This window comes from Sphaerisporangium aureirubrum, assembly GCF_042658925.1.
In the GTDB taxonomy this organism is placed as follows: Bacteria; Actinomycetota; Actinomycetes; order Streptosporangiales; family Streptosporangiaceae; genus Sphaerisporangium; species Sphaerisporangium aureirubrum.
Map to the genome: position 1 here is coordinate 133939 of NZ_JBHSRF010000005.1, position 23641 is coordinate 157579.

The 23641-nt window shown below is 74.9% G+C and carries 11 protein-coding genes; 2 read left to right on the top strand and 9 right to left on the bottom strand.

What is annotated here, in order from left to right:
* Positions 1–40: 40 nt before the first annotated feature.
* The 8 genes from ACFP1K_RS05490 to ACFP1K_RS05525 all read right to left on the bottom strand — a co-directional run bounded on the left by ACFP1K_RS05490 (position 41) and on the right by ACFP1K_RS05525 (position 9668).
* A complete protein-coding gene (locus tag ACFP1K_RS05490; protein ID WP_380747548.1) occupies positions 41–937 on the bottom strand; it encodes an aldose 1-epimerase family protein in 897 nt (298 codons plus the stop codon).
* A gap of 322 nt (positions 938–1259) precedes the next feature.
* On the bottom strand, positions 1260–2999 hold the full coding sequence (locus ACFP1K_RS05495; protein WP_380747551.1) for a condensation domain-containing protein: 1740 nt from the start codon (positions 2997–2999) through the stop codon (positions 1260–1262).
* Positions 2996–4435: a 2-oxo acid dehydrogenase subunit E2 gene (locus ACFP1K_RS05500; protein WP_380747554.1), complete on the bottom strand. Its 1440-nt coding sequence runs from the start codon at positions 4433–4435 to the stop codon at positions 2996–2998. Before ACFP1K_RS05500 ends, ACFP1K_RS05495 begins: the two co-directional genes overlap by 4 nt.
* The gene (locus tag ACFP1K_RS05505) at positions 4432–5445 is read right to left on the bottom strand and encodes an alpha-ketoacid dehydrogenase subunit beta (protein WP_380747557.1); all 1014 of its coding nucleotides are present in this window, start codon (positions 5443–5445) and stop codon (positions 4432–4434) included. The genes ACFP1K_RS05500 and ACFP1K_RS05505 overlap by 4 nt, the downstream gene beginning before the upstream one ends.
* Positions 5442–6368 (bottom strand): thiamine pyrophosphate-dependent dehydrogenase E1 component subunit alpha, encoded by a 927-nt coding sequence (locus ACFP1K_RS05510; protein ID WP_380747560.1) that lies wholly within the window; start codon positions 6366–6368, stop codon positions 5442–5444. Before ACFP1K_RS05510 ends, ACFP1K_RS05505 begins: the two co-directional genes overlap by 4 nt.
* On the bottom strand, positions 6365–7741 hold the full coding sequence (locus tag ACFP1K_RS05515) for a glycosyltransferase family 4 protein (protein WP_380747562.1): 1377 nt from the start codon (positions 7739–7741) through the stop codon (positions 6365–6367). The genes ACFP1K_RS05510 and ACFP1K_RS05515 overlap by 4 nt, the downstream gene beginning before the upstream one ends.
* Positions 7741–9336 carry a glycosyltransferase gene (locus ACFP1K_RS05520; RefSeq protein WP_380747564.1) on the bottom strand — a complete coding sequence of 532 codons (1596 nt, stop codon included), beginning with the start codon at positions 9334–9336 and terminating at the stop codon, positions 7741–7743. Before ACFP1K_RS05520 ends, ACFP1K_RS05515 begins: the two co-directional genes overlap by 1 nt.
* 8 nt (positions 9337–9344) lie before the next feature.
* Positions 9345–9668: a phosphopantetheine-binding protein gene (locus tag ACFP1K_RS05525; RefSeq protein WP_380747566.1), complete on the bottom strand. Its 324-nt coding sequence runs from the start codon at positions 9666–9668 to the stop codon at positions 9345–9347.
* A 394-nt stretch (positions 9669–10062) separates the two neighbouring features.
* On the opposite strand from ACFP1K_RS05525, the gene ACFP1K_RS05530 reads away from it, so the two are divergent.
* On the top strand, positions 10063–16584 hold the full coding sequence (locus tag ACFP1K_RS05530; protein ID WP_380747568.1) for an amino acid adenylation domain-containing protein: 6522 nt from the start codon (positions 10063–10065) through the stop codon (positions 16582–16584).
* Entirely contained in the window at positions 16581–22211 is a 5631-nt protein-coding gene (locus tag ACFP1K_RS05535; RefSeq protein ID WP_380747570.1) for a non-ribosomal peptide synthetase/MFS transporter, read from the top strand. The genes ACFP1K_RS05530 and ACFP1K_RS05535 overlap by 4 nt, the downstream gene beginning before the upstream one ends.
* A 13-nt stretch (positions 22212–22224) precedes the next feature.
* On the opposite strand, the gene ACFP1K_RS05540 is transcribed toward ACFP1K_RS05535, so the two are convergent.
* The gene (locus ACFP1K_RS05540) at positions 22225–23550 is read right to left on the bottom strand and encodes a GH1 family beta-glucosidase (RefSeq protein ID WP_380747572.1); all 1326 of its coding nucleotides are present in this window, start codon (positions 23548–23550) and stop codon (positions 22225–22227) included.
* Between the last annotated feature and the right edge of the window lie 91 nt (positions 23551–23641).

Here is a 23641-nt window from a genome sequence, read left to right on the forward strand (position 1 = left end):
GGAGGTTCGGCCATGAGCGCGGCGGGGGGGTCGCCTTCGGTCACAGCACGGATACGGTCCAGCTCACCTCGTGCTTGTCTCCCGGGCTGAGCACGACGAGGTCGGTGCCGGAGTTGAAGGCGTCCGGCGGGCAGGTCATCGGCTCCACCGCGATGCCGCGGTGGCCGAAGCCGGTGCCGGTGCAGACCTGGACCCAGGGCATGGCCGTGGCGTCCCAGGCGATCTGCACCCCGCCCGCGGCGCCGCGCAGCCGCACCTGTGTGGTGCCGCCCGGGGCGGTGTCCAGGCCGGTGAACGCGTGGTCGAGCACGGTGTCCGCCAGCTCGCGCGGCACCCGGAAGTCGTACGGCGTCCCGTCCACGGGCCCGAGCGACAGGGGCAGCAGGGTCTCGTCGGTCAGCAGCACCCGCTCGGCGGGCAGCTCCAGGGCCCAGCCCGTCTCGGCGCCGCCGTCGGCGATCAGCCAGGGGTGCGGGCCGCAGCCGTACGGGGCGAGCCGGTCGCCGACGTTCTCCGCGGTCAGGGTGGTGGTGAGGCCCTCGGCGGTGAGGCTGTAGCCGACCTGGAGGGCCACCCGGAAGGGATAGCCGGGGGTCGGCTCGATGACGTGCTCGAACCGCGCGAGGCTCTGGTCGTCCTCGACGGTGCTCACCTCGACGGCCTCCCAGTCGGCGAACGCCACCAGGCCGTGCAGCGCGTGGCCGCGCTCGGGCTCGTTGATCGGCACGGTGAGGGTCTCGCCGCCGAAGGTGTAGCGGCCGTTGCCGAGGCGATTCGGCCAGGGGGCCAGCAGGGTCCCGCTGTAGTGGGGGACGGGGCCGGCCTCCGGCCAGGTCGCCACGACGTCGCGGCCGGCGTGCCGGAGCACGCGCAGGGCCGCGCCCCGCTGTGTTATCTCGGCGTGGAAGTCGCCACCGCGGAGGACGTACTGAGGCACGGGGGAATCCTCTCATCGACGTTGTGAACGCTTTGATCCGGGTGACACAGAGTGCGGGGAACGCCCGTACGGGCCCTCCGCGATCGGTGCCGATCCCGGAGCGCGACGCACGGTGGGAGCGCTCCCATAGCGTGCCAAGTTAAAGGCTTTCGATGGGAGCGTCAACCATTTCGGTCAATATCAACTGGAGTCGCGGCTCATGACTCGGGTGGATATATCTGCAGTTCGGACGATATGAGGGCAGCGGGCACCGAGCCCCGGTCCCACGCCTCCCCACCAGTCCCCACGGGCCGCCGGCGTGCGGCTTGACAGCCCGTGGGTGTCAATCGCGCGCCGCGGGTCTCCCTCGTGACACGGCGAGCGCGACGGCCAGTCCTGTGACGGTCGGTGCCTCGAAGACGGCCCACGCGGGGATCTCGACCCCGAGGCGCTCCTTCACGAGCGCCGCGATCCGGGTGACCGCCAGCGAGTCGCCGCCGAGCTCGAACAGATTGGCGTCCGGCTCGGCCCGCGGCACCCCGAGGACCTCGCACCAGATCCGGCCCGCCTCCGCGGCCAGGGCCTCGTCCACCACGACCTCCGCCGCTGGTCGGGCCGGGCCCTCCACGGCCGCCGGGGCCCCGCCCAGCCCGTCCAGGTCCGGGAGGGCCAGATCGTCCACCGGGACGTCCGGCGAGATCGACAGGGCGGTGAGCAGCGTCTCGAAGGCGGTGGCGAGCGCGGCGGCGGCCCGCCGGGACACCCGGTCCAGGCGGTGCGTGAGGATCAGGTCGTGGCCCGCGTGGTGCGGTGTCATGGTGAGCGTCAGGTCGTAGGCCGTGTCGTCCACCTCCTGGCCCCACTCGAAGGCCAGCAGGCCGGGCCAGTCGTCCGGCGGGCGGGGGTCGTCGCGCTGGATGAACGCCATCTGGAAGACCGGGTGCACGCCGGGCCGCCGCCGGCCGCCGAGGCCGGACACCAGGGTGTCGAACGGGATCTCGTTGGCCAGCGCCGCGCCGAGCTCCTGGCGGGTGGTCTCCACCAGCGCGCGGAAGCCGAGGGCGCCGTCCACGCGGACGTGCACCGGCACCATGTTGGCGAAGCACCCGACGATCGGCTCGAACTCCCGCCGCGACCGGCCCGCCGCCGCGGTGCCGACCGTGATCCCCGGCCCCGCGCCGCCGCCCGTCTCGGCGCGCACGCGGTTCAGCAGCACCAGGAAGGCCGCGAACACGGTCACGAACGGCGTCGCGGACCCGCCGCGCAGCGCGTCCATCAGCGCCGCCCCCACCGGGAGCGAGACGGTCCCGGTGCGCCGGGTCTCCCGCGCCTCGGCCTGCTCCGCCGGGAAGCGGGCGCACACCGGCGGGTCGCCGCCGAGCCGCTCCCGCCAGAACGGCAGCCGCCGCTCCGCCAGCGGACGGGCCCGCCCCGCCGCCCAGGCCGCGTAGTCGGCGTACCGGACGGCGGGTGGTGGAGGCGGGGCGCCCCCGCCGTACAGCGTGGCCAGGTCGCCGGCGACGACGCCGAGGGAGCCGCCGTCGCACGCGATGTGGTGCAGGACGAGCAGGAGCCGGTGCTCGGAGGGCGACAGCCGGTAGACGGTGAGGCGCAGCAGGGGGCCGGTGGCGAGGTCGAACCGCTCGCTGCCGGCCGCCAGGGCCATTTCGCGGGCGGTCCGCTCGCCGTCCGGGTCGCCGGTCAGGTCCACCACGGTGAACGGCGCCTCGGCCCTGGCGAGGACCATCTGGCGCGGCTCGCCGCCGGAGTTCACGAAGACGGTGCGGAGGGTCTCGTGCCGGTCGGTGAGGGCGGTGAGAGCCCTGGCGAGGGCCGCCAGGTCCAGCGGCCCGGCGAGCCCGAGGCCCATCGTCACGTTGGGCGTGGCGGAGTGCCGGTCGGCCTGCGCGGCCAGCCACAGCCGCCGCTGCTCGGGCGAGCACTCCAGCAGGCCGCCGTCCCTCGGCACGACGGGCACGGCGTCCCCGGCGGGCCTGCGCCGCGCCGCGAGCAGCCGCGCCGCCAGCTCCCTGCGGTGCGCGGGCAGCCCGGCGGGCCACCGTTCCGTCTCGTCCACCGTCATGAGGCGGCTCCGCCGGTCGCGCCGTGCTCCGGGAAGGACAGCGCGTCGCGCAGCGCGGTGAGGAAGAGGATGACGTCGCGGCCGTTGACCACCCGATGGTCGTAGGCGGCGCCGACGTGCACCACCTCGCGCACCGTGAAGCCGCCGTCCTCGGCCGGCACCACCTCGGGGTAGGGGGCGGCCAGTGACAGCGCGCAGGTGTGGCCGGGGAAGACGATCGGCACGGCGAGCACCACGCCGGGCTCGTTGTGCAGGGCGAGCACGATGTTGGCGCCGCCGAGGTCGCGTTCCCGCAGGCCGCCGCGCATGGCCCGCATCCGGAGGTCCAGCAGCGCGCGGGAGATCTCCTTCAGCCCGAGCGACGAGACGTCCTTGACCACCGGGATGACGAGGCCCTTGCCGACGTCGAAGGTGACGCCCACGTGCGCCGCCTCGGACGGCCGCACGGCGCCGCCGTCCACCGGGGAGGCGAAGAAGAGCGGGAAGCGCTCGTGCAGCCCGCCGATCGCGTGCACCAGCAGCTCGGTCAGCCCGACCAGCGTGCGCAGCTCCCTGGTGCGGGCCCGCCCGGCGGCCAGCGCGGCCCCGATGTCGACCTTCATCACGGTGTACGCGGGCGGGATGGTCCGGTGCGACAGCTCCACCACGGCCGCCGTCCGCCGCTGCGCCCGCGACAACGGCACCGTCCCCGCACCGCCCCCACGGGACGCGTGTCCGTTCGCGGCGTCCGCGGCGAAACCGGGGACCGGGGTGGAACCGGGGACCGGCGCGGAACCGGGGATCACGGCGGCACCGGCCCCGGTGGCGGACCCTGGCCCGGTGGTGGGCCCTGGCCCGGTGGCGTGGCCCGGTGCGTCGGCGAGCGCCTCGATGTCGTACTCGCGCACGATCTTCTTTCCCAGGGCGCGTACGGCGTCGTCGCCGATGCCGTGGCGTTCCATCAGTGCCCGCGCCTTGCTCGTGATCACCGGTCCGCCCGCCTCCCGGGGGGCCTCCATCGGGGGAAGGTCCACCGGCGCGAGCCCGGCGGGGCTGCTGGGGACCGGCGGGAGGTCCGCGGGGGACAGGACGGCGGTGGGCACGTCGGCGGGGGGCCGGTCGGTGGCGGACAGGATGGTCGCGGACACGTCGGCGGAGGTCCGGTCCGCGGGAGACAGGACGGTCGCGGGCAGATCGGCGGGGGTCCGGTCGGCGGGCAGGACGACGGCGGGGGTGAGGTGGGCGATGAGCTGGCCCGGTTCGCAGTCGGCGCCTTCCAGCAGCAGGTGACCGAGCAGGCCGTCACCCTCGGCGGTGATCTCCTCGGCGGCCTTGGAGGTCTCCAGGACGGCCAGGGGGTCGCCACGGCGCACCGCGGCGCCGTCCTTGGCGATCCACTCCAGCAGCACGTACTGCGTGTCGTTGTTGTTGAGCTTCGGCACGCGGATCTCGGTCATCTCAACGCCTCCAGCACCGCCTGGCGGATGGCGGTGTCCTCCACGAGAACGGCGCGCTCCAGGTGGGGCGCCGTCGGGATCACCTCCGGCGCCGAGTGCACCAGGCGCACGGGGCCGCGCAGCGAGTCCCACAGCCGCGCGTGCAGCACGTGGGCGACCTCGCCGCCCCACGTCCCGCCGCCGGTGCTCTCCTCGGCCACGCACACGTGCCGCGACCCGGCGAGCAGCGGCATCAGCGGCTCCGCCTCGAAGGGATACAGCCGCGCGGGCACCAGCAGCCGGGTGGTGATCTCGTCCTCCAGCAGCAGCATCCGCATGGCACGCAGCGCGTGGTGCGTCACCCCGCCGGTCGCGATGATCGTGCAGTCCGGCTCGGCGTCGTCGTCCAGCCGCACGCACGCGGTGTACGGCGGCGGCCCCACCAGCTCGAAGGTGAACAGGTCGTCCACCTCGTCGCCGTGGAAGCGGCGCCGGGTGTACAGCACCTTGTCCTCGAACAGCAGGCACGGCTCGCCGAGCCCGAGCAGGTGCGGCAGCAGTTTGCGCGCGTCGTGGAAGGGGCTCATCTCGAACACCGACAGCCCGGGGATGCCGATGAAGTGCTTCTGCAGGCTCTGGCTGTGCGTCGGGCCGTAGCCCCGCCCGCCGCCGGTGGGGCAGCGCACCACCAGCGGGATCTCGACGCGGCGGCCGTACATCCGGGTGGACTTGCTGGCGAAGTTCAGCAGCTGGTCGAACGCCAGCCCGGCGAAGTCGCCGAACATGATCTCGACGATGGCCTTGTCCCCGGCCAGGGCCAGGCCCGCGCCGACGCCGACGATCCCGCCCTCGCTCAGTGGCGTGGTCATCACCCGCGCGCCGTACTGCGTGGACAGCCCCCGGGTGACCTTGAACGCCCCGCCGTACGGGTCGGCGATGTCCTCGCCGAGCAGGTACAGCGCCGGATCGGCGGCCATCGCCTCGTGCAGCGCCCGGTTCAGGTTGTCGACGATCCGCTCCGCGCGGGTCACGCGAGCTCCCCCGTGACCGGCGGCCGGGCCGCGACCTCGGCCACGATGCCCGCGACCGTCTCACGCTGCCGCGCGTCGGCCTCGGCGAACCGTTCCGGGAACGCCTCCTCGTACGCCCGGTGCCAGCCGGACAGCTCGGCGTGCGCGCGTTCGGCCGCGGGACGGGAGTCGTCCCCCTTGCTGTGCGGGCCGATCCGGTGGGTCATGAACTCCACGATCAGCGGCCCGGAGTTCTGCCGCACCGAGGTGACCAGCGGGCCGAGCTCGTCGCGGATCCACGCCAGGTCGACGGTGGTGACCCGGTGGTACCCGATCCCGAACGCCGCCGCGCGCCCCGCCACCGTGCCGGACATCTGCCGGGAGGTCGGGGTGGACTGCGCGATGCCGTTGTTCTCCACGACGACGAGCAGGGGCACCCGCCACAGCCTGGCCATGTTGAGCGCCTCGTAGACCGAGCCCTCACCGAGGGTGCCGTCGCCGATGTAGGCGCAGGCCAGCGCCCCGTGACCGGTCCGCTTGAGGCGCAGGCCGACCCCGACGGCGACCGGCAGGCTCTCGCCCTGCACCCCGGTGGACAGGAACCGCTCGTGGTAGATGTGCTGGCTGCCGCCCACGCCGCCGCACAGGGCGCCCTCGCGCCCCATGATCTCGGCGAGCAGGCCGCGCGGGTCGGGGTAGCGCGCCAGGAAGTGGCCGTGCCCCCGGTGGTTGCTGAAGACGAAGTCGTCCTCGCGCAGCAGGCCGCGCAGGGCCACGGGGATGTACTCCTGTCCGAGGCAGGTGTGCGTGGTCCCGTTGAGGGCGCCCTTGCCGAACAGGTCCAGCAGGGCGAGCTCGAAATGCCGGATGAGCAGGAGGAGCTCCAGGTCCTCGTCGGCGATTGCGGCGATGGGCGGTCGGTACGCCTGCGCGATGCCGGTCACGGTGCGTTGTCTCCTTGCTCCGAGGGGGGCGGGGGAGGGGGCTTCGGCGGATCCTGCGCCGAGTGCGCGGCCAGCAGCGCCGCCAGCGCGGCGCGCCGCTCGGGGGTCAGTGCCTTGGCCCGGCGCCGGGCGACGGTGGCGAGCGACCGGGCGGACGGGGGGTCGCCGAGGCCGGAGGCGGCCGGGGAGGTGACGGGAGCCTCGGCCGGGGTCAGCGTGGTGAGGTAGCGGTCGAGCGCGTCCTCGTCCAGCGCGGCGACGAACGCCGCGGCGGCCCGCTCGGAGCGCTCGGCGACGTCGCGGTGGTGCGCCGGGTCGGTCAGCAGCAGGTCCAGCGCGTCCAGCCACGGCCCGGCGTCCTGCTCGGGCACGATCGGCACCGGGCGGGCGTGCGACCCGGCCTCGTACCCGCTGATCCGCCGCACCGGGAGCAGGTACGGCACGCCGAGCTTGGCCTCCGACAGGCCGCCGACGTCCGACGCCAGCACCGGCACGCCGCGAAGCATGGCCTCCACCGCGGTGTAGCCGAACGTCTCGTCCCACAGCGACGGCATCACCAGCACGCGGGTGCGCGCCAGGACCTCGCCGATGTCGTCCACCGGGTCCATCAGCTCGATGTTCGGCCTGCGGCGCAGCGCCTCCAGGTCGTCCTCGGTGGCGCCCCACGTCGGCACCGCGAGGAACCGCACGCCGGGGCGCGCGTCGGCCAGCGCCAGGAAGATCGGCAGGCCCTTGTACGCGCACGGGTTGACCATCGTGACCGCCCCGCCGGCCGGGCCGGGCGCGGCGGCCGGGCCCCGCTCGTACACCTGGGGGTGGATGAGGGTGGACTCGACGGCGGCCCAGCGCAGCAGGTGGTCGCGGGCGGCGCGGCTGACCGCGACGACGCCCGCGGCGCTGCGCACCAGGCGGGTCCCCGCGCTGCTCGGGTAGAACGCGCCCGGGCCGAAGGGGAGCTGCTGCAGGGTGTGCGCGAGGTACACGATCCGCCCGGGTGCCGCCCGCGACGCCGCGCCCAGCATGATGAGCCCGGGGTCGTCGGACGGCACCAGGATCCAGTCCGGGTTCAACGCGTCGGAGACCATGCCCACCCACCGGGCCAGGTGCGACGGGTTGACGACGGCGTGCGCCACCACGCCGCGGTACTCGTAGGTCACCGCTTCGTCGGTCACCGAACGGATCAGCGCGCCCGCGTTCTCCAGATAGGCCAGATGCCTGGCCAGGGAGGTGCGCCGCAGCGCGCCGGACAGCGGCGCCACCACGCGGCAGGTGTGCCCGCGGGCGGCGAGTTGTTCGAGCATGATGCGGTTGGACTTGTTCGCCCCGCCGTGTGTGGGCAGGTGGAACATGTTCTGGGCCAATAGGATCCGCATCACGCCTCCCGTCCGGACAGCCGTCCGCGCAGCCGTTCCGCGACGGCCCGCCGCTGCTCCGCCGACAGCCGGTCCAGCTGCCGCCGCGCCGCCTCGACCGCCGCCCCGCCGCCCGCGCCCGCCGGGCGGGTCCCCGCCGGCGCCGCGACGGGGGCGAGCACCCCGGACGCATCGGGTGCCGCGACGTTCGCGGCGACCACCGGAAGGCCGGGCCCGGCGCCCGCCGGGAGACCGGTGTCGTCGTCCGGCGGGTAGGACGGCGGGGCGACGGCCAGCGACGAGATCAGCCACGCCGCCCGCCGCAGCCCGTCCTCCCGGCCCTGCCCGCCGGCGAGCCCGGGGTCCGGCCGGGAGACGGACTCGTCCCGCTCGGCGACGCCAGGCTCCAGGCTCGTGGCAGCGTGGCCGGGATCCAGGCCTGCGGCGGCGCCGGCGGTCCCCTGGCCTGTGGCGGCCACGGGGGGATCCGGTGCCGTGATGAGGTCCTCGGGGACGGCGTCCGGGGAGAGCGGGCCCTTCGAGGTGGCGGCGGTGACCAGGACGGACACCTCCTCGGGTGTCCAGCGTGGGGCGTGGAGCCAGGTGGCGAGGCCGCGGCGGCGCAGGCGCTCGGCGTTGTCCGGGCGGTCGACGCCGTGGGCGAGGATGATCTGCGGCACTCCGGCGCGCAGGGCGCGGCTGAGGGTGCCGATGCCGCCGTGGTGGACCACCGCCGCCACCCGCGGCATGACGGCGCGGAACGGCAGACGCGGGTACCACGTCACGCCGTCCGGCAGGGGATCGGGCACCAGGTCGCGGTGCCGGACGACCAGCAGCACCGGCCGTCCCGCGCGCCGGGCCCCCTCGACGGCGGCGGTGTAGAACCGCTGGTGCAGCATGCGACCCGTCCCCCCGGTGACCAGTACCGGCGCCACCGGCCCGCGTAAGACCTCCTCGGCCTCGGCGGGCAGGGTCGCGTCCTCGGCCTCGTCGGGCAGCGGGAACCCGGTCAGCCGCACCCGCCGCGGGGACCGGGACCCGGCCCGGTCGAACCACTCCGGCCACAGGCCGACCTGCAGCGTGGCCGAGTCGAACCAGGCGTCCCAGTCCTCGACCGGTTCGAGGCCGAGCCGCCGCCGCACCCCGGCGATGCCGTCCCCGAGCAGGTGGCGGTAGGCGTGCAGCGCGCCGCGCGCGGCCATCAGCTGGATCGGCGCCACCGCCACCCAGGCGGACGGCGCGCCGAGCGCCTCGGCGGCGAACAGCACGGAGAGCGCCGAGGTGTGCCGCCCCACCAGCACGGTCTCCCCGGCGCGGTACCGCGTGGCCATCGCGGCGAACTCCAGCTCCATCTGGCCGTACAGCCCGTTGCGCTCGTAGAACTCCGGCCACCCGAGACCGTCCAGCAGGCCGGGGGTGTCGACGAGGGTGCGCTCGAACTCCGCGGGGGTGTCGATCGGCACGAAATCGAGACCGGCCTCTTCGGCGTGCACCCCGTAGTGGGCGTGCGTGATCAGCGTGACCTCGTGGCCGCCGGCGCGCAGCTCGTGGCCGAGCCGGACGAACGGCAGCACGTCGCCGTCGGTGCCGTGCGTCACCAGCAACATGGTGGGCATGGCGGCGGTCAGTCCTCCTCGGCGAGGAGGGCGAGCACGTCCTCGTCGGACATGCCCTCCAGCTCGGCGAGCAGCGCGGCGATCTCTTCGTCGCCCGCGGCCTCCAGCCGGCCGCGGTCGATCGCCGCCGCGGCCTCCGCCACGGTGAAGTCGCCGCCGAAAAGCAGATCGATGGGCAGCTCGATTCCGTAGCTCTCCTGCACGCGCGCGAGGAACTGGACCATGGCGAGCGACTGGCCGCCGAGTTCGAAGAAATCGTCGTCGGGGGAGGCGGGGGAGACGCCGAGCAGCTCAGTCCACATCGCGGCCACCGCCGCCTGGGTAGGGTTCATGATCGCCCACCCGGAGTGTTTCGAGGTGGTTTCGGCCTATCCGGCCGGAGTGGATGCGACACGGGACCTCCAGCGCGGCGTTCCGAGGGGGAGCAGCATATGGGAGCGCTCCCAAGACCCTAGGGACGTGGCCGAAGAAGTGTCAAGAACGATCAGGTCTTTGCGCTGTTTCGGACATGGCACCTGCCGTAAATATGCTGGTAAAAAGCCCGTTACGGACGAAACATGTACGACATCTTGACGTCGCCAAACCCTATCCATAGCCTTTCGAGGCGTGGGAGCGTTCCCACCATCACTGAGACCTATGCATTTCGCCCAGGTAGCCCTTGTCTGACGGGACAAAACGGACAAGAGCCCCTTTTCCTGCCTTAGTCCGGCCAGAGGTGTCGACGTAATGCGCGAGCAGATCCCGCTTTCGTATGGCCAGGAGCGTTTGTGGTTCCTGGACCAACTACAACCCGGTGATCCTTCGCATCACTTGTTCAGCACTTTAAGGTTAAGTGGCCCACTAGATGTGGAAACGCTGGAAAGAGCGCTGGGTGAAGTGGTGTCCCGGCACGCTCCCCTGCGCGCCCGATTCCCCGTCCGGGACGGCGGCCCGGCGCAGACCGCCGAGCCACCCGGGACGTTCGCCGTCGAGCGCGCCGACCTCACCCCGGACGAGGTGCCCGCGTTCCTCGCCGAGCGCACCAACCGCCCGTTCGACCTCGCCGCCGGGCCGCCGCTGCGCGCCGCCGTGGCCACGCTCGGCCCGCACGACCACGTGCTGTGCCTGGTGGTGCACCACATCGTCTGCGACGGCTGGTCGCTGAAGCTGCTGCTCGACGAGGTGGCGCGGCTGTACGCGGCGTTCACCGAGGGCAAGCCCTCGCCGCTGCCGCCGCTGCCCGCCGTCTTCGCGGACTTCACCCGCGCGCAACGCGAGCATTTCGGCGACTCCGGCGCCGGCGACCTCCCCGGCGGGCGGGACGAGGCGCTGGCCTACTGGAGGGAGCGGCTCGCCGGGGCGCGCCCGCTGGAGCTGCCCACCGACCGCCCCCGCCCGCCCATGGCCACCACCAACGGCGCCGCGCTGGTCGTGCCGCTGCCCGACGGCCTGATGAACGGGGTGCGGCGGCTGGCCGCGGCCGAGCGCTGCACCGCCTTCATGGTGCTGATGGCCGCCTACCAGGCCCTGCTCTCCCGGTACAGCGGCCAGGACGACCTGTGCGTCGGCTCGGCCGTCGCCGGCCGGGACCGGCTGGAGTACGAGCCGCTCATCGGGTACTTCTCCGGGACGCTGGTCCTGCGGGGCGACCTGTCGGGCGACCCGGCGTTCCGCGAGCTGCTCGCCCGCACCCGCGCCGCCGCCCTGGACGCCTACCGGCACCAGCACGTGCCGTTCGAGCGGCTGCTCGCCGAGCTCGGCGTCGAACGCGACCTCAGCCGCCCGCCGCTGTTCCAGACGATGCTGGTCCTGCACGACATGGGGGAGTCCCGGCTGGCGCTGCCCGGCGTGCGCGCCGAGGTGCTGGACGCCGGATACCTGCAGGTGCACCACGACCTGGTGCTCGACGTGTTCGGCGAGGACGGCGGCCGGCGGCTGGTCCTCACCTACAACACCGACCTGTTCGACCGGGAGACCGCCGAGGGGTACGCCTCGGCGTACCTGTCCCTGCTCGCCCGCGCCGTCGCCGACCCCGCCGCCCCCCTGTCCGGCCTGCTCGCCGTCGACGCCGCCGAGCGCGAGACCCTCCTGCGGCAGGGCGGCCACCCCCCGGTGCCGCCCGACGGACTTCCGACGGTCGTCGGCATGTTCACCCGCCACGCCGCCACCACCCCGGACGCCGTCGCCCTCGTCGCCCCGGCCCCGGAGTCCCGCGAGTTCCCCGGAGCCGCGGTGTCCCCGGGTTCCGCGGCCACCGCCGGCTCCGCCGAGTCCGCCGCCACCCCCGGTTCCCCGGCGTCCGCGGCCACTCCCGGCTCTCATGCAGGCTCCGCGCGCCCGTCCTGGTGGTCGGCGGACGGTGAGGTCGCGCTGACCTACGCCGAGGTGGCCCGGGCGGCGGACGGGGTGGCGCGGCGGCTGCTGCGCGCGGGGGCCGGTCGGGGGAGCGTGGTGGCGGTGTTCGCCGAGCGGTCGGTGGCCACCGTCGCGGGTTTCCTCGGCACGATGCGGGCCGGGGCCGCCTACCTGCCGCTCGACCCCGGCTACCCGCCGGACCGGATCGCCATGGTGCTCGGCGACTCCGGCGCCGCCGTCGTGCTCGTCCAGCCGGATCTGGCGCACCTGCTGCCCCCGCACGACGCGCTGGTGATCCCCCTGGACCCGGGCACGGCGGACGACTCCGCCGATCTCGCCGACCACGGCGACGTCCTCGCCCCGGATCCCCGGCCGGTGGACCGGCTTCCGGAGGGCCCGCGGCCGGACGACCCGGCGTACGTGCTCTACACCTCGGGGTCGACCGGGCGGCCCAAGGGCGTCGTGGTGCCGCACCGCGCGCTCACCGCGTTCCTGCTCGCGATGCGCGACCTGCTCGGCGCCGCCAGGGACGACGTCTGGCTGGCGGTCACCTCGACGTCCTTCGACATCTCCGGCCTGGAGATGTACCTGCCGCTGGTCACCGGCGCGCGCGCCGTGGTCGCCGGCCCCGGCGTCGCCCGCGACGGCGCGGCGCTGGCCCGCCTCATCGAGGACGGCGGCGTCACCCACGTGCAGCTCACGCCGTCCGGCTGGCGCGTCCTGCTGGCCGCCGGGTTCACCGGCCCCCGCCTTTCGGCCCTGGTCGGCGGCGAGGCCCTGCCGAGGCCGCTCGCCGCCGAGCTGCGCGCCAAGGTGGGACGGCTGTGGAACATGTACGGCCCCACCGAGACCACGATCTGGTCCACCGCCTGGGAGGTGCCGCGGGACCCGGCGGCGGTGTCCATCGGCGCCCCGATCGCGGGCACGAGCGTGCACGTGGTGGACCGGCACCTCGACCTGGTCCCGCCCGGCGTCCCCGGCGAGCTGGTCATCGGCGGCGCCGGCGTCGCGGACGGCTACCTGGGCCGCCCCGGGCTGACCGCCGAACGGTTCGCCCCCGACCCGTTCGGCCCGCCCGGTGCCCGCCTGTACCGCACCGGCGACACCGTGCGCCGCCGGGCGGGCGGCGCCCTGGAGTTCCTCGGCCGCTCCGACGGCCAGGTCAAGCTGCGCGGCCACCGCATCGAGCTCGGCGAGATCGAGGCCGCGCTGGAGTCCCAGCCCGGCGTGCGGCAGGCGGCCGTCGCGGTGCGCGACCAGACCCTGGTGGCCTACGTCGTGGGCGAGCCCGACCGGGACGCGCTGGCCGCCCGGCTGCCGTCGTTCATGGTGCCCGCCGTGTTCGTCGCGATGGAGCGGCTGCCGCTCACCCCCAACGGCAAGCTGGACCGGCGCGCCCTGCCCGCGCCCGCCCCCGTGGAGCCGGGCGGGGGCCGGCCCCCGGCAACCCCCGCCGAACGGCTGATCGCGGCGGTGTTCGCCGAGGTGCTCGGGCTCGACCACCCCGGCGCGCCGCCCGTCGGCGCGGACGACGACTTCTTCGCCCTCGGCGGCCACTCCCTGCTCGCCACCAAGGTGGTCGCCCGCGTCGCCGACGCCCTCGGCGTGCGGGTGCCGGTGCGCGAGCTGTTCGCCGGGCCGACCGTCGCCGCGCTGGCCGCCGCCGCGGGCCGCGCCGAGGAGAGCTCCGCCCCGTACGAGCCGAGGCCCGCGGGCGTCCCCGCCCCGCTGTCGGCGGCCCAGGAACGGCTGTGGTTCCTGCACAGGTTCGACCCCGGGGACGCCTCCTGGAACGTCTACCTGGTCCGCAGGATCCGCGGCCCGCTCGACCCGCACGTGCTGGACGGCGCGCTGACCCTGCTCGCCGCGCGGCACGAGGGCCTGCGCACCCGCTACCCGCACGACGACGGCCGCCCGCTCGCCGTGGTCGAGCCGCCGTCCACCACGCGGTTCGAGCGCGTCGAGGCCGACGGGGAGGAGGCGGCCCGGGAGGCGGTCGCCGCGCGGGTCAACGCCCCCTTCGACCTCACCGCCGCCGCGCCGCTGCGGGCGGCGCTGATCAGGCTGTCGCCCGCCGACCACGTGTTGTGCCTGGTCACCCACCACATCGCCGCCGACGGCTGGTCGCTGAACGTCCTGTTCGACGACCTGTCCCGCCTGTACGGAGCGGGACGGCGCCGGGTGGACGGCGACCCGCTGCCCCCGCCGCTCCAGCCGGGCGACATCGCCTACCGGGAACGGCTGCGCGAGGACTCCGGCCGTCACGAGGAGTCGCTGGCCTACTGGCGGGAGCGGCTGCGCGGGCTGCCCGCGCTGGACCTGCCCGCCGACCGGCCGCGCGGCGACGCCGCCGTCCGCCCGGCCGGCCACCACCGCGTCACGATTCCCGGTCATCTGGCCGCGGCGCTGGAGCGCACCGGCAGGGAGCACGGCGCCACGCTGTTCATGGTGCTGCTCGCCGCCTACCAGGTGCTGCTCGCCCGGCACAGCGGCCAGAAGGACTTCGCCGTCGGGTCCCCGACGGCGGGCCGGGACCGGGTGGAGCTGGAACGGGTCGTCGGCTACCTCACCGACACGATGGTGCTGCGCGCCGACCTGTCCGGCGACCCGCCGTTCTCGGCGTCGCTGGCCGCGGTGCGCGAGAGCGTGCTGGACGCGCACACCCACCGGGCGGTCCCCTTCGAACGGCTGCCAGGCCTGCTGGAGGCGGGCAGGGACACCAGCAGGACGCCGCTGTTCCAGACCATGTTCATCCTGCACAGCGAGGAGAGCGGCGCGCGGGAGCCGTTCGACGGCCTGCCGTCCGAGCCGTTCGAGGCGCGCAATGACCACGTCAAGCTGGACCTGGCGCTGGACGCGTGGCGGCACGCCGAGGGTGTCACGCTGGAGTTCGCCTACGACGCCGCTCTGTTCGAGGCCGCCACCGTGGCGGACATGGCCGCCCGCCTCGCCGTCCTGCTGGAGGCGGTCGCCGCCGACCCCGGCACCCCGGTCACGGCCCTCCCGCTGCGCACCCCCGCCGACGACGCCGCGCTGTCCCTGCCGCCCGTCACCGCCCTGTCCCCCGGCGACGGCGTGCCGTCCCCCGGCGTGGAGCGGGTGTGGCCGGACGCGCCCACGGTGCCCGCCATGATCGCCGGGACGGTCCGGCGCGCGCCGGACGCGGTCGCGGTGGAGTGCGGCACCGAGCGGCTCACCTACGCCAGGCTGGACGCGCGGGCCCGGCGGCTCGCCGCGCTGCTGCGCGGCCACGAGACCGTCGGCGTCTGCCTCGGCCGGTCGCCCGCCTCGGTGGTCGCGCTGCTCGCCGTCTGGCACGCCGGCGCCGCGTACCTGCCGCTCGACCCCGAGCACCCCGCCGGACGGCTGTCCGCGCTGATCCGCGACGCGGGCCTGCGCCTCGTCGTCACCGACCACGAGACCCGCCACCTGTCCCTCCCCGGCGTCGTCACCGTCGACGTCAACGAGGCCGAGCACACAGCCGGCCCGGACCAGACACCCCCGGGCGCCTCCGGGCCGCACGCGCCCGTGGGGGCCGCCGGGCCGGAGGAGCGGGACGCTGCGTACGTCCTGTACACCTCCGGCTCGACCGGCGTCCCGAAGGGCGTGGTGGTCGAGCACGGCAACCTGGCGTCCCGGGTGCGGTGGATGCGCTCCGCCTACGGGCTCGGCCCCGGCGACAGGGTCGTGCAGTTCGCCTCCCTCGGCTTCGACACCCACGCCGAGGAGATCCATCCCGCCCTCGCGGCGGGCGCCACCGTGGTGACGCTGCCGGACGGCGGCGCCACGCTGCCCGACGTGCTGGCCGCCACGCCCGGCATCACGGTGCTCGACCTGCCGACCGCGTACTGGCACCGCCTGGTGGAGCTCATCGACGAGATCCGCTGGCCCGCCGCGCTGCGCCTGGTGATCCTCGGCGGCGAGCAGGCCCACGCGGCGGCCGTGTCCCGCTGGCGCGCGCGGTTCGGCGGCCGGGTGCGGCTGCTCAACACCTACGGCCCCACCGAGACCACCGTCATCGCGACCGCCGCCGAACTCGGCGACGACCCCGGTCCCCGCCCGCCCATCGGCCGCCCGATCGCCGAGACCACCGTCCACGTGATGGACGAGCGCGGCGAGCCCGTGCCGCCCGGCGTGCCGGGCGAGCTGTACGTCGGCGGCGCCGGGGTGGCCCGCGGCTACCTCGGCCGTCCCGCGCTCACCGCCGAGCGGTTCGCCACCGACCCCGCCGGGCCGCCCGGCGCGCGGCTCTACCGCACGGGGGACCGGGTGCGGCTGCGCCGCGACGGGCGGCTGGAGTTCCTCGGCCGCCTGGACGACCAGATCAAGGTGCGCGGCCACCGGGTCGAGCCCGCCGAGGTGGAGGCGCGGCTGCGCGCCTGCCCCGGGGCGGGCGAGGTGGCCGTCGTGGTCAGGGACGACACGCTGCTCGCGTACGTCACCGGCCCGGCGCCGGTCGAGGAGCTGCGCGCGCACGCCGCCGCGGCGCTCCCGCCGTACATGGTGCCCGGCGTCTGGACGCGGCTCGGCCACCTGCCCCTCACCCCGAACGGCAAGGTCGACCGCGCCGCGCTGCCGGACCCCGAGCCGGAGCGGGACGCCCCGCCGGTGCCGCCGCGCACCGACGCCGAGCAGCTGATCGCCGAGGTCTGGGGCGAGGTGCTCGGCCTCGCGGACGTGGGGGCGTTCGACGACTTCTTCGCGCTCGGCGGGCACTCGCTGCTCGCGGTGCAGGTGACCGCGCGGCTGCGCTCCGGGGTCGGCGTGGACGTGCCCATCAGGGCGGTCTTCGCCCACCGCACGGTGGCGGCGCTGGCCGTCGTCGTGGAGGAGCTGCTGCTGGAGGAGCTGGCCGGGCTCTCCGACGAGGAGGCCATGCGGCTCCTCGGCGCCGACGACCAGGAGGGCCTGTGACCACCGACCTGTCGCCGGCCAAGCAGGCGCTGCTCGCCCAGCGGCTGCGCCGCCGCGCGGCCGTGGCGACCGTCACGCCGCGCCCCCCGGGCACCCCACCGCCGCTCTCGCACGCCCAGGAGCGGTTCTGGTTCCTGGAGCAGTACCTGCCCGGCACGGCCGCGTACGTGGTGCCGTTCGCCGTGCGGCTGGAGGGCCCGCTGGACGAGGACTGCCTGCGCTCCGCGCTGCGCGACGTCACCGCCCGCCACGAGAGCCTGCGCACCCGGTTCGTCACCACCGCCGACGGCCTCCCCGAGGCCGTCGTGGACGCCGAGCCACGCACCCCGCTGCGGGTCGCGGACCTCGCCGCGTCCGGCGACCACGCCGGGGACGGCGTGATCGGCGCCGCGCGGGAGCTGATCCAGCAGGAGACGGCCAGGCCGTTCGACCTGGAGCGGGGCCCGCTGCTGCGGGCCCTGCTGGTGCGGCTCGGGCCCGGCGACCACGTGCTGCTGCTGACCATGCATCACGCGGTCACCGACGGGCGGTCCTGCGACGTCCTCATCGGCGAGATCCTCGCCCTGCACGACGCCCACGTCTCCGGCGCGCCCGCGGCGCTGGACCCGCCCGCGCCGGTCGGGTACGGCGACTACGCCGCCTGGCAGCGCCGCCGCGTCGGCACACCCGAGTACCGCCGCGACGTCGAGTACTGGACCGCGCGCCTGGCGGGCGTGCCCGCGCTGGACCTGCCCGCCGACCTGCCGCGCCCGCCGGTCCACGGCTTCGACGGCGCGACGCACGGCTTCCCCCTCGACCCCGCGCTGGCCGCCGCCGTCACCCGGCTGAGCGCCGCGCACGGCGCCACGCCGTACATGACGCTCATGGCCGTACTCCAGATGCTGCTCGGACGCCACGCCGGGGCCGAGGACTTCGCGGTGGGCTCGCCGGTCAGCGGCCGGTCGCTGCCCGAGCTGGAGACGGCCGTCGGGGTCTTCGTCAACACGCTCCCCATGCGCGCCGACCTGTCCGGCGACCCGGTGTTCACCGACCTGCTCGCCCGCTGCCGGGAGACGGCGCTCGACGCCTACGCCCACCAGGAACTGCCGTTCGACCAGATGGTGAACGAGCTGGCGGTGGAGCGCGACGTGAGCCGCTCACCGGTGTTCCAGGTGATGTTCGCGCTGCAGAACTACCGCGGCAAGGACGGCCACGCGCCGCGTCCGGCGGGCTTCACCCTGACGGGGTTCCCGTTCCGCACGGCCGTCACGCGGTTCGACCTGGCGCTGTACGTGCACGAGACCCCCGAGGGCGGCCTGTGGGGCGACCTCGCGTACAGCACGGCGCTGTTCCTGCCGGAGACGGCGCGGCGGATGGCGGAGCACTTCGAGAGCCTGCTGCGCGCCGTCGTCGCCGACCCGGGGCTGCCCGTCTCGCGGTACCCGCTGCCTCCCGGGGACGCGCCGGAGTTCGCCGCCTCGCCCGCTCCCGAGCCGCCGGCGTACGAGCTGCTGCACGACATCGTCACCGCGCGGGCGGCCCTCGACCCCGGCGCGGCGGCCGTCGTGCACGGCGAGGTGTCGCTCACCTACGCCGAGCTGGACACGCGGTCCAACCGGCTGGCCCACCACCTGGCCGGGCTCGGCGTGGGCCCCGGCGAGCGGGTGGCGGTGTTCCTCGAACAGTCCGCCGGCCTGGCGGTCGCGGTCGCGGGCGTGCTGAAGACCGGCGCGGCCTACGTGCCGCTCGACCACGAGCATCCCGCCGAACGCCTCGCGCACGCCCTCGCGGACGCGGGCGTCCGCGTCGCCGTCACCACCGCCGCGCTCGCCCCCGGGCTCCCCCTGGCGGACGGCGCGCGGGCCGTCCTGCTCGACGGCGGCCTGCTGGACGGCCCCGACCCCGGCCCGCTCGCGAGCGGCGCCACCGGCCGGGACGTGGCCTACGTCATCTACACCTCCGGCACCACCGGCAGGCCCAAGGGCGTCGCCGTCCAGCACCGCGAGATCCTCCGCTATCTCTCCGGCGTCAGGGAACGCTTCGAGGACGCCATGCGGCGCACGCCCGCCGCGCCGGGGAAGAGCGCGGGCCCCGCGGCGGGGACCGGTGAGGGCTTCGCGTCCGGAGCGGCGGGGGCAGGTACCGGAAACGGGTTCGCACCGGGGGACGGGTTCGCGTTGCTGCAGTCCCCGGCGTTCGACTTCGGGGTGACCGTGTTCTACCTGTCGCTGCTGACCGGGGGCACGCTGCACCTGATCCCGTCGCGGACGGCCGCGCCCGACCTCGCCGCGTACTTCGCGGCGCACAGGATCGACCACCTGAAGATCACCCCGTCGCACCTGGCCGCCCTGCTGGCCGAGTCCGAGCCGGACGCGCTGCTGCCGCGCCGCCTGCTGGTCCTCGGCGGCGAGGCGTCCCCGTGGGCGTGGGCGCGGGACCTGGCCGCGCGAGGGCGGTGCGCGGTGGTGAACCACTACGGGCCCACCGAGGCCACCGTGGGCGTCACCACCTTCCGGGTGGACCCCGCCGTGCCCGCGGCCGGGCCGGTGCTGCCGATCGGGCGGCCCATGCCGGGCGCCCGGGTGTACGTGCTGGACGAGCACCTGCGGCCGGTGCCGCCGGGCGTGCCCGGCGAGATCCACCTCGGCGGGGAGCGGCTGGCCCGCGGCTACCTCGGCCGTCCCACCACCACGGCCGAGCGTTTCGTGCCCGACCCCTACGGCGAGCCCGGGGCGCGGATGTACCGCACCGGTGACCTCGGCCGCTGGACCCCGGACGGCGACCTGCGCTTCCTCGGCCGCCGCGACCTGCAGGTCAAGGTGCGCGGCCACCGGGTGGAGCTCGGCGAGATCGACCACACCGTCCAGGAGCACCCCGCCGTCGCCCAGGCCGTCACCGACCTGCGCGAGCGCGGCCTGGTCGCCTACCTGGTCGGCGCGGACGAGGACCCGGAGGCGCGGCCCGGCACGGGGGAGCTGCGGGCGTGGCTGCGCGAACGGCTGCCCGACTACATGGTCCCGGTCCGCTACGTGTGGCTGGACGCGATCCCGCTGAAGTCGCACGGCAAGGTGGACCGCGCCGCGCTGCCCGAGCCCGGCGACGCCCCGGCCGGCGAGGGCGCGGAGCACGCCGCGCCGCTAGGCCCCTTGGAGGAGGCCGTGGCCGCGATCTGGGCCGCGGTGCTCGGCGTGGAGCGGGTCGGCGCCCTCGACGACTTCTTCGACCTCGGCGGGCACTCGCTGCTCGCCATGCAGGTGATCGCCCGGCTGCGCGGCCTGGAGGCCCGCCCGGTCACCATCATGGACCTGTTCGCGCACCCGACGGTCCGCGCGCTGGCCCGCCTGATGGGCACCGAGGACGACGGCCCGCGCAAGCTGCTGCACCGCCTCACCCCCGCCCGCCCCGCCACCGCCACGCTGGTCTGCGCGCCGTACGGCGGCGGCAGCGCGGTCATCTACAAGCACCTCGCCGACGCGCTGCCCGGCGACTGGGCGCTGTACTCGATCGCGGTCCCCGGCCATGAGCTGGGGGAGGAGGCGCGGCCCATCGAGGAGGTCGCGGCCGGGTGCGCCGAGGAGATCCTCGCCGGGATCGAGGGCCCGCTGGTGGTGTACGGCCACTGCGGCCTCGGGGTGATGCTGGTCACCGAGATGGTGCGCCGCCTTGCGGCCGAGGGCCGCGAGGTGGCCGCCGTCTACCTCGGCGGCATCTTCCCCTTCGCCCGTCCCCGCGGGTTCAGCAGGCGGCTGTCGGACATGATGGAGCACCTGCGCAGCGACCAGATGATGGCCAACGCCCTCACCGCGGCGGGGATGGACCTGGACGAGGTGGACCCCGAGCAGGTGCGGCTGATCATCCGCAACCGGCGCAAGGGCACCCGCGAGGCCGAGGCGTACTTCGGGCGGCTGTTCGAGGAGGGCGCGCCGCCGCTGCGCACCCCGGTGATCGCGGTCGTCGGCGAGCGCGACCCGGCCACCGAGTTCTACCAGGAGCGTTTCCGCGAGTGGCACTGCGTCACCCGCTCGGCGTCCCTGGTGGTGCTGGACGAGGCGGGCCACTTCTTCCTGAAGTACCGGGCCGCGGAGCTGGCGGCCGTGCTCACCGAGATCCACCCCGCCGTCGCGACCGGCGACGTCGAGCCGTACCTGCGCCGCGAGGACTCCACCTGGTGGCTGCACGGCACCTCGACGCTGACCCCGGAGAGCCCCGAGAGCCCGCAGGACGAGCCGGACGGCCCGGGGGCCCCGCCGCCTCCCGAGGCCCCCCGGAGGGCCCAGGCGTGGTCCACCGGGCCGCGGCCGAGCATGGGGCGGTTCGCGGTGGTCGCCGCCGGGCAGCTGGTGTCGATCACCGGGTCGGCGCTCACCGAGTTCGCCATCCCCATCTGGATCTACCTGACCACCGGCTCACTGGCCGACTTCGCGTTGTTCGCGGTGCTCGGGCTGGTGCCGGGCATGCTGGTGTCACCGCTGGCCGGGGCGATCGTCGACCGCTCCAACCGCCGCCTCGTCATGCTGGCGGGCGACGTCGGCGCGGGCGGCACGCAGCTCGTCCTGGGCCTGCTGCTGTGGACCGGCAACCTGCAGATATGGCACATCTACCCCCTGCTGGTCGGCCTGTCGATCGCGCTGACCTTCCAGCGGCTGGCGTACGGGTCGGCGATCCCGCAGCTGGTGCCGAAGCGCTACCTCGGGCACGCCAACGGCGTGGTGCAGATGGTCACCGGCACCGCGCAGCTCATCGTGCCGCTGGTCGCGGCCGGCCTGATGGCCACCATCGGCCTGTCCGGCATCCTGATCGTCGACGTGGCGAGCTACGCGGTGGCGATCATCAGCGTGGCGCTCACCCGGTTCCCCGCCGCCATGGCGTGGCGGCGCCGCGAGTCGGTGCTGGCCGAGATGATCCAGGGCTTCCGCTACTCGTGGGGCAACCCGTCGTTCCGGGCGATGCTCGGCTTCTTCGCGGTGCTCAACATCTTCCTGTCGCCGCTGTTCCTGATGATCTCGCCGCTGGTGCTGTCCACCGGCACGTTGGCCGACGTCGGCCGGGTCGCGTTCGCGGGCGGCCTCGGCGCGTTCATGGGCGGCCTGGTGATGACGGTGTGGGGCGGGCCCCGGCGCCGCCGGATGCGCGGCGTGCTGCTGTCCACCCTGGCCCTCGCGCTGTTCTGCATGATCACCGGGCTGCGGTCCGACCTGCTGGTGATCGGGATCGGGGCGTTCGGCATGTCGATGTGGCTGGCGCTGCTGAACGGCGTCTACGCCACGATCATCCAGGTGAAGGTGCCGCAGCGCTTCCACGGCCGCGTGATCGCGCTCAACACGCTGGTCGCGTGGTCCACCCTGCCGCTCGGCTTCGGCCTCGTGGCGCCGTACGGCACGGCGGTGTTCGAGCCGCTGCTGGCGCACGGCGGGCCGCTGGCCGGGACGGTGGGCACGGTGATCGGCGAGGGTCCCGGCCGCGGCATCGGCTTCATGTACGTCTGTTTCGCGCTCGCCATGGCGGTGACCGCGCTGGTGGCCCTCCGGGTCAGGGCGCTGTCCCGCTTCGATGACGTGGTGCCCGACGCCCTCCCGGACGACCTGGTCGGCGTCGAGGCGCTGCGGGCCCGCTCATCCGTCCGCCGGTCCGGGCCGGCGGACGGATGAGCGGGCAATCCGCTCAGCCGAGGCGGCCGGTCGCGATCAGGTCGCGGTACCACAGGGCGCTGTTCTTCAGGGTGCGCCGCTGGGTCGCGTAGTCGACGTGCACGATGCCGAACCTCGGCTCGTAGCCCTCGGCCCACTCGAAGTTGTCCAGGAAGGACCACACGTAGTAGCCCTCCACCGGGACGCCCTCGGCGAGGGCGTCGCCGACCGCGTCCAGGTGGTCGCGCAGGAACGCGATCCGGCCCTGGTCGTCGACCCGCCCGTCCTCGCCGACCTCGTCCGGCGCGGGCACGCCGTTCTCGGTGACCAGGAGCGGCACGGCCGGGTACTCGTCCTTCAGCCGCACCAGCAGGTCGTACAGGCCGCGCGGGAAGATCTCCAGCCACTCCAGCTGGGCCGTCGGGTACTTGAGCACCCGTTCGCCCCGCCGGTCCAGGAAGTGCGAGGTGTAGTACTGCACGCCGAGCACGTCGACCGGCTCGCCGATCACCTTGAGGTCGCCGTCGCGGATGTGACTCGGCATGGGGCTGCGCTCGGCGATCCACTCCAGTGTGTCGGCCGGGTAGGCGCCCTTGAAGATGGGGTCGAGGTACACCCGGTTCTCCAGCCCGTCCCGGTGCCGCACGACCTTCGCGACCTCCGGGTCGTCCGGGTCCTCGGCGGCGTAGGTGGGGTGCAGGTTGAGCGCGGGGCCGATGCGGCGGCCGGGGTGGTGCTCGTGCAGCACCCGGGAGGCCAGGCCGTGGGCGAGCAGCAGGTGGTGCAGCACCACGAAGGCCCGGCTCTCGTCCTGCACGCCGGGGGCGTGGATGCCCCAGCGGTAGCCGCAGTCGACGACGGTCTTCGGCTCGTTGATGGTGAGCCAGTCGCGGATGTCCAGCGCGTCGAACATGATCTCGGCGTACTCGGCGAACCGCTCGGCGGTGTCCCGGTTCTCCCAGCCCCCGGCGTCCTGGAGGGCCTGGGGGAGGTCCCAGTGGAACAGCGTGGCCATCGGCGCGATGCCGCGCTCGCGCAGCCCGTCCACCAGGCGCCGGTAGAAGTCCAGGCCGCGCTGCTCGGGCCGCCCCGAGCCCGCCGGCTGGATCCGGGGCCAGGCGATGGAGAAGCGGTAGCCGCCGAGGCCGAGCCCGGCCATCAGGTCGAGGTCCTCGGGGTACCGGTGGTAGTGGTCGACGGCCACCGCTCCGGTGGCGCCGTCCTTGACGTTGCCGGGGGTGGCGCAGAAGGTGTCCCAGACGGACGCCCCCCGCCCGTCCTCGGCGACGGCTCCCTCGATCTGGTAGGCGGACGTGGCGGCGCCCCAGGTGAAGGCGCTCGGGAAGCGTGGGTCAGGCACGGTGGTTCTCCTCGCACGGGTGGGCGGGCGGAAGACGCCCGGACGGTGACGCGGCGGCTCCTGAAGGCCCGTAGGACGCCCGGAGGGGTGA

Excerpts from the sequence above, each read along its gene's own strand:
- ACFP1K_RS05515 (WP_380747562.1), bottom strand. The coding sequence starts at position 7,741 with ATGCGGATCCTATTGGCCCAGAACATGTTCCACCTGCCCACACACGGC.
- ACFP1K_RS05525 (WP_380747566.1), bottom strand. The coding sequence starts at position 9,668 with ATGAACCCTACCCAGGCGGCGGTGGCCGCGATGTGGACTGAGCTGCTC.
- ACFP1K_RS05530 (WP_380747568.1), top strand. The coding sequence starts at position 10,063 with ATGCGCGAGCAGATCCCGCTTTCGTATGGCCAGGAGCGTTTGTGGTTC.
- ACFP1K_RS05520 (WP_380747564.1), bottom strand. The coding sequence starts at position 9,336 with ATGCCCACCATGTTGCTGGTGACGCACGGCACCGACGGCGACGTGCTG.
- ACFP1K_RS05500 (WP_380747554.1), bottom strand. The coding sequence starts at position 4,435 with ATGACCGAGATCCGCGTGCCGAAGCTCAACAACAACGACACGCAGTAC.
- ACFP1K_RS05495 (WP_380747551.1), bottom strand. The coding sequence starts at position 2,999 with ATGACGGTGGACGAGACGGAACGGTGGCCCGCCGGGCTGCCCGCGCAC.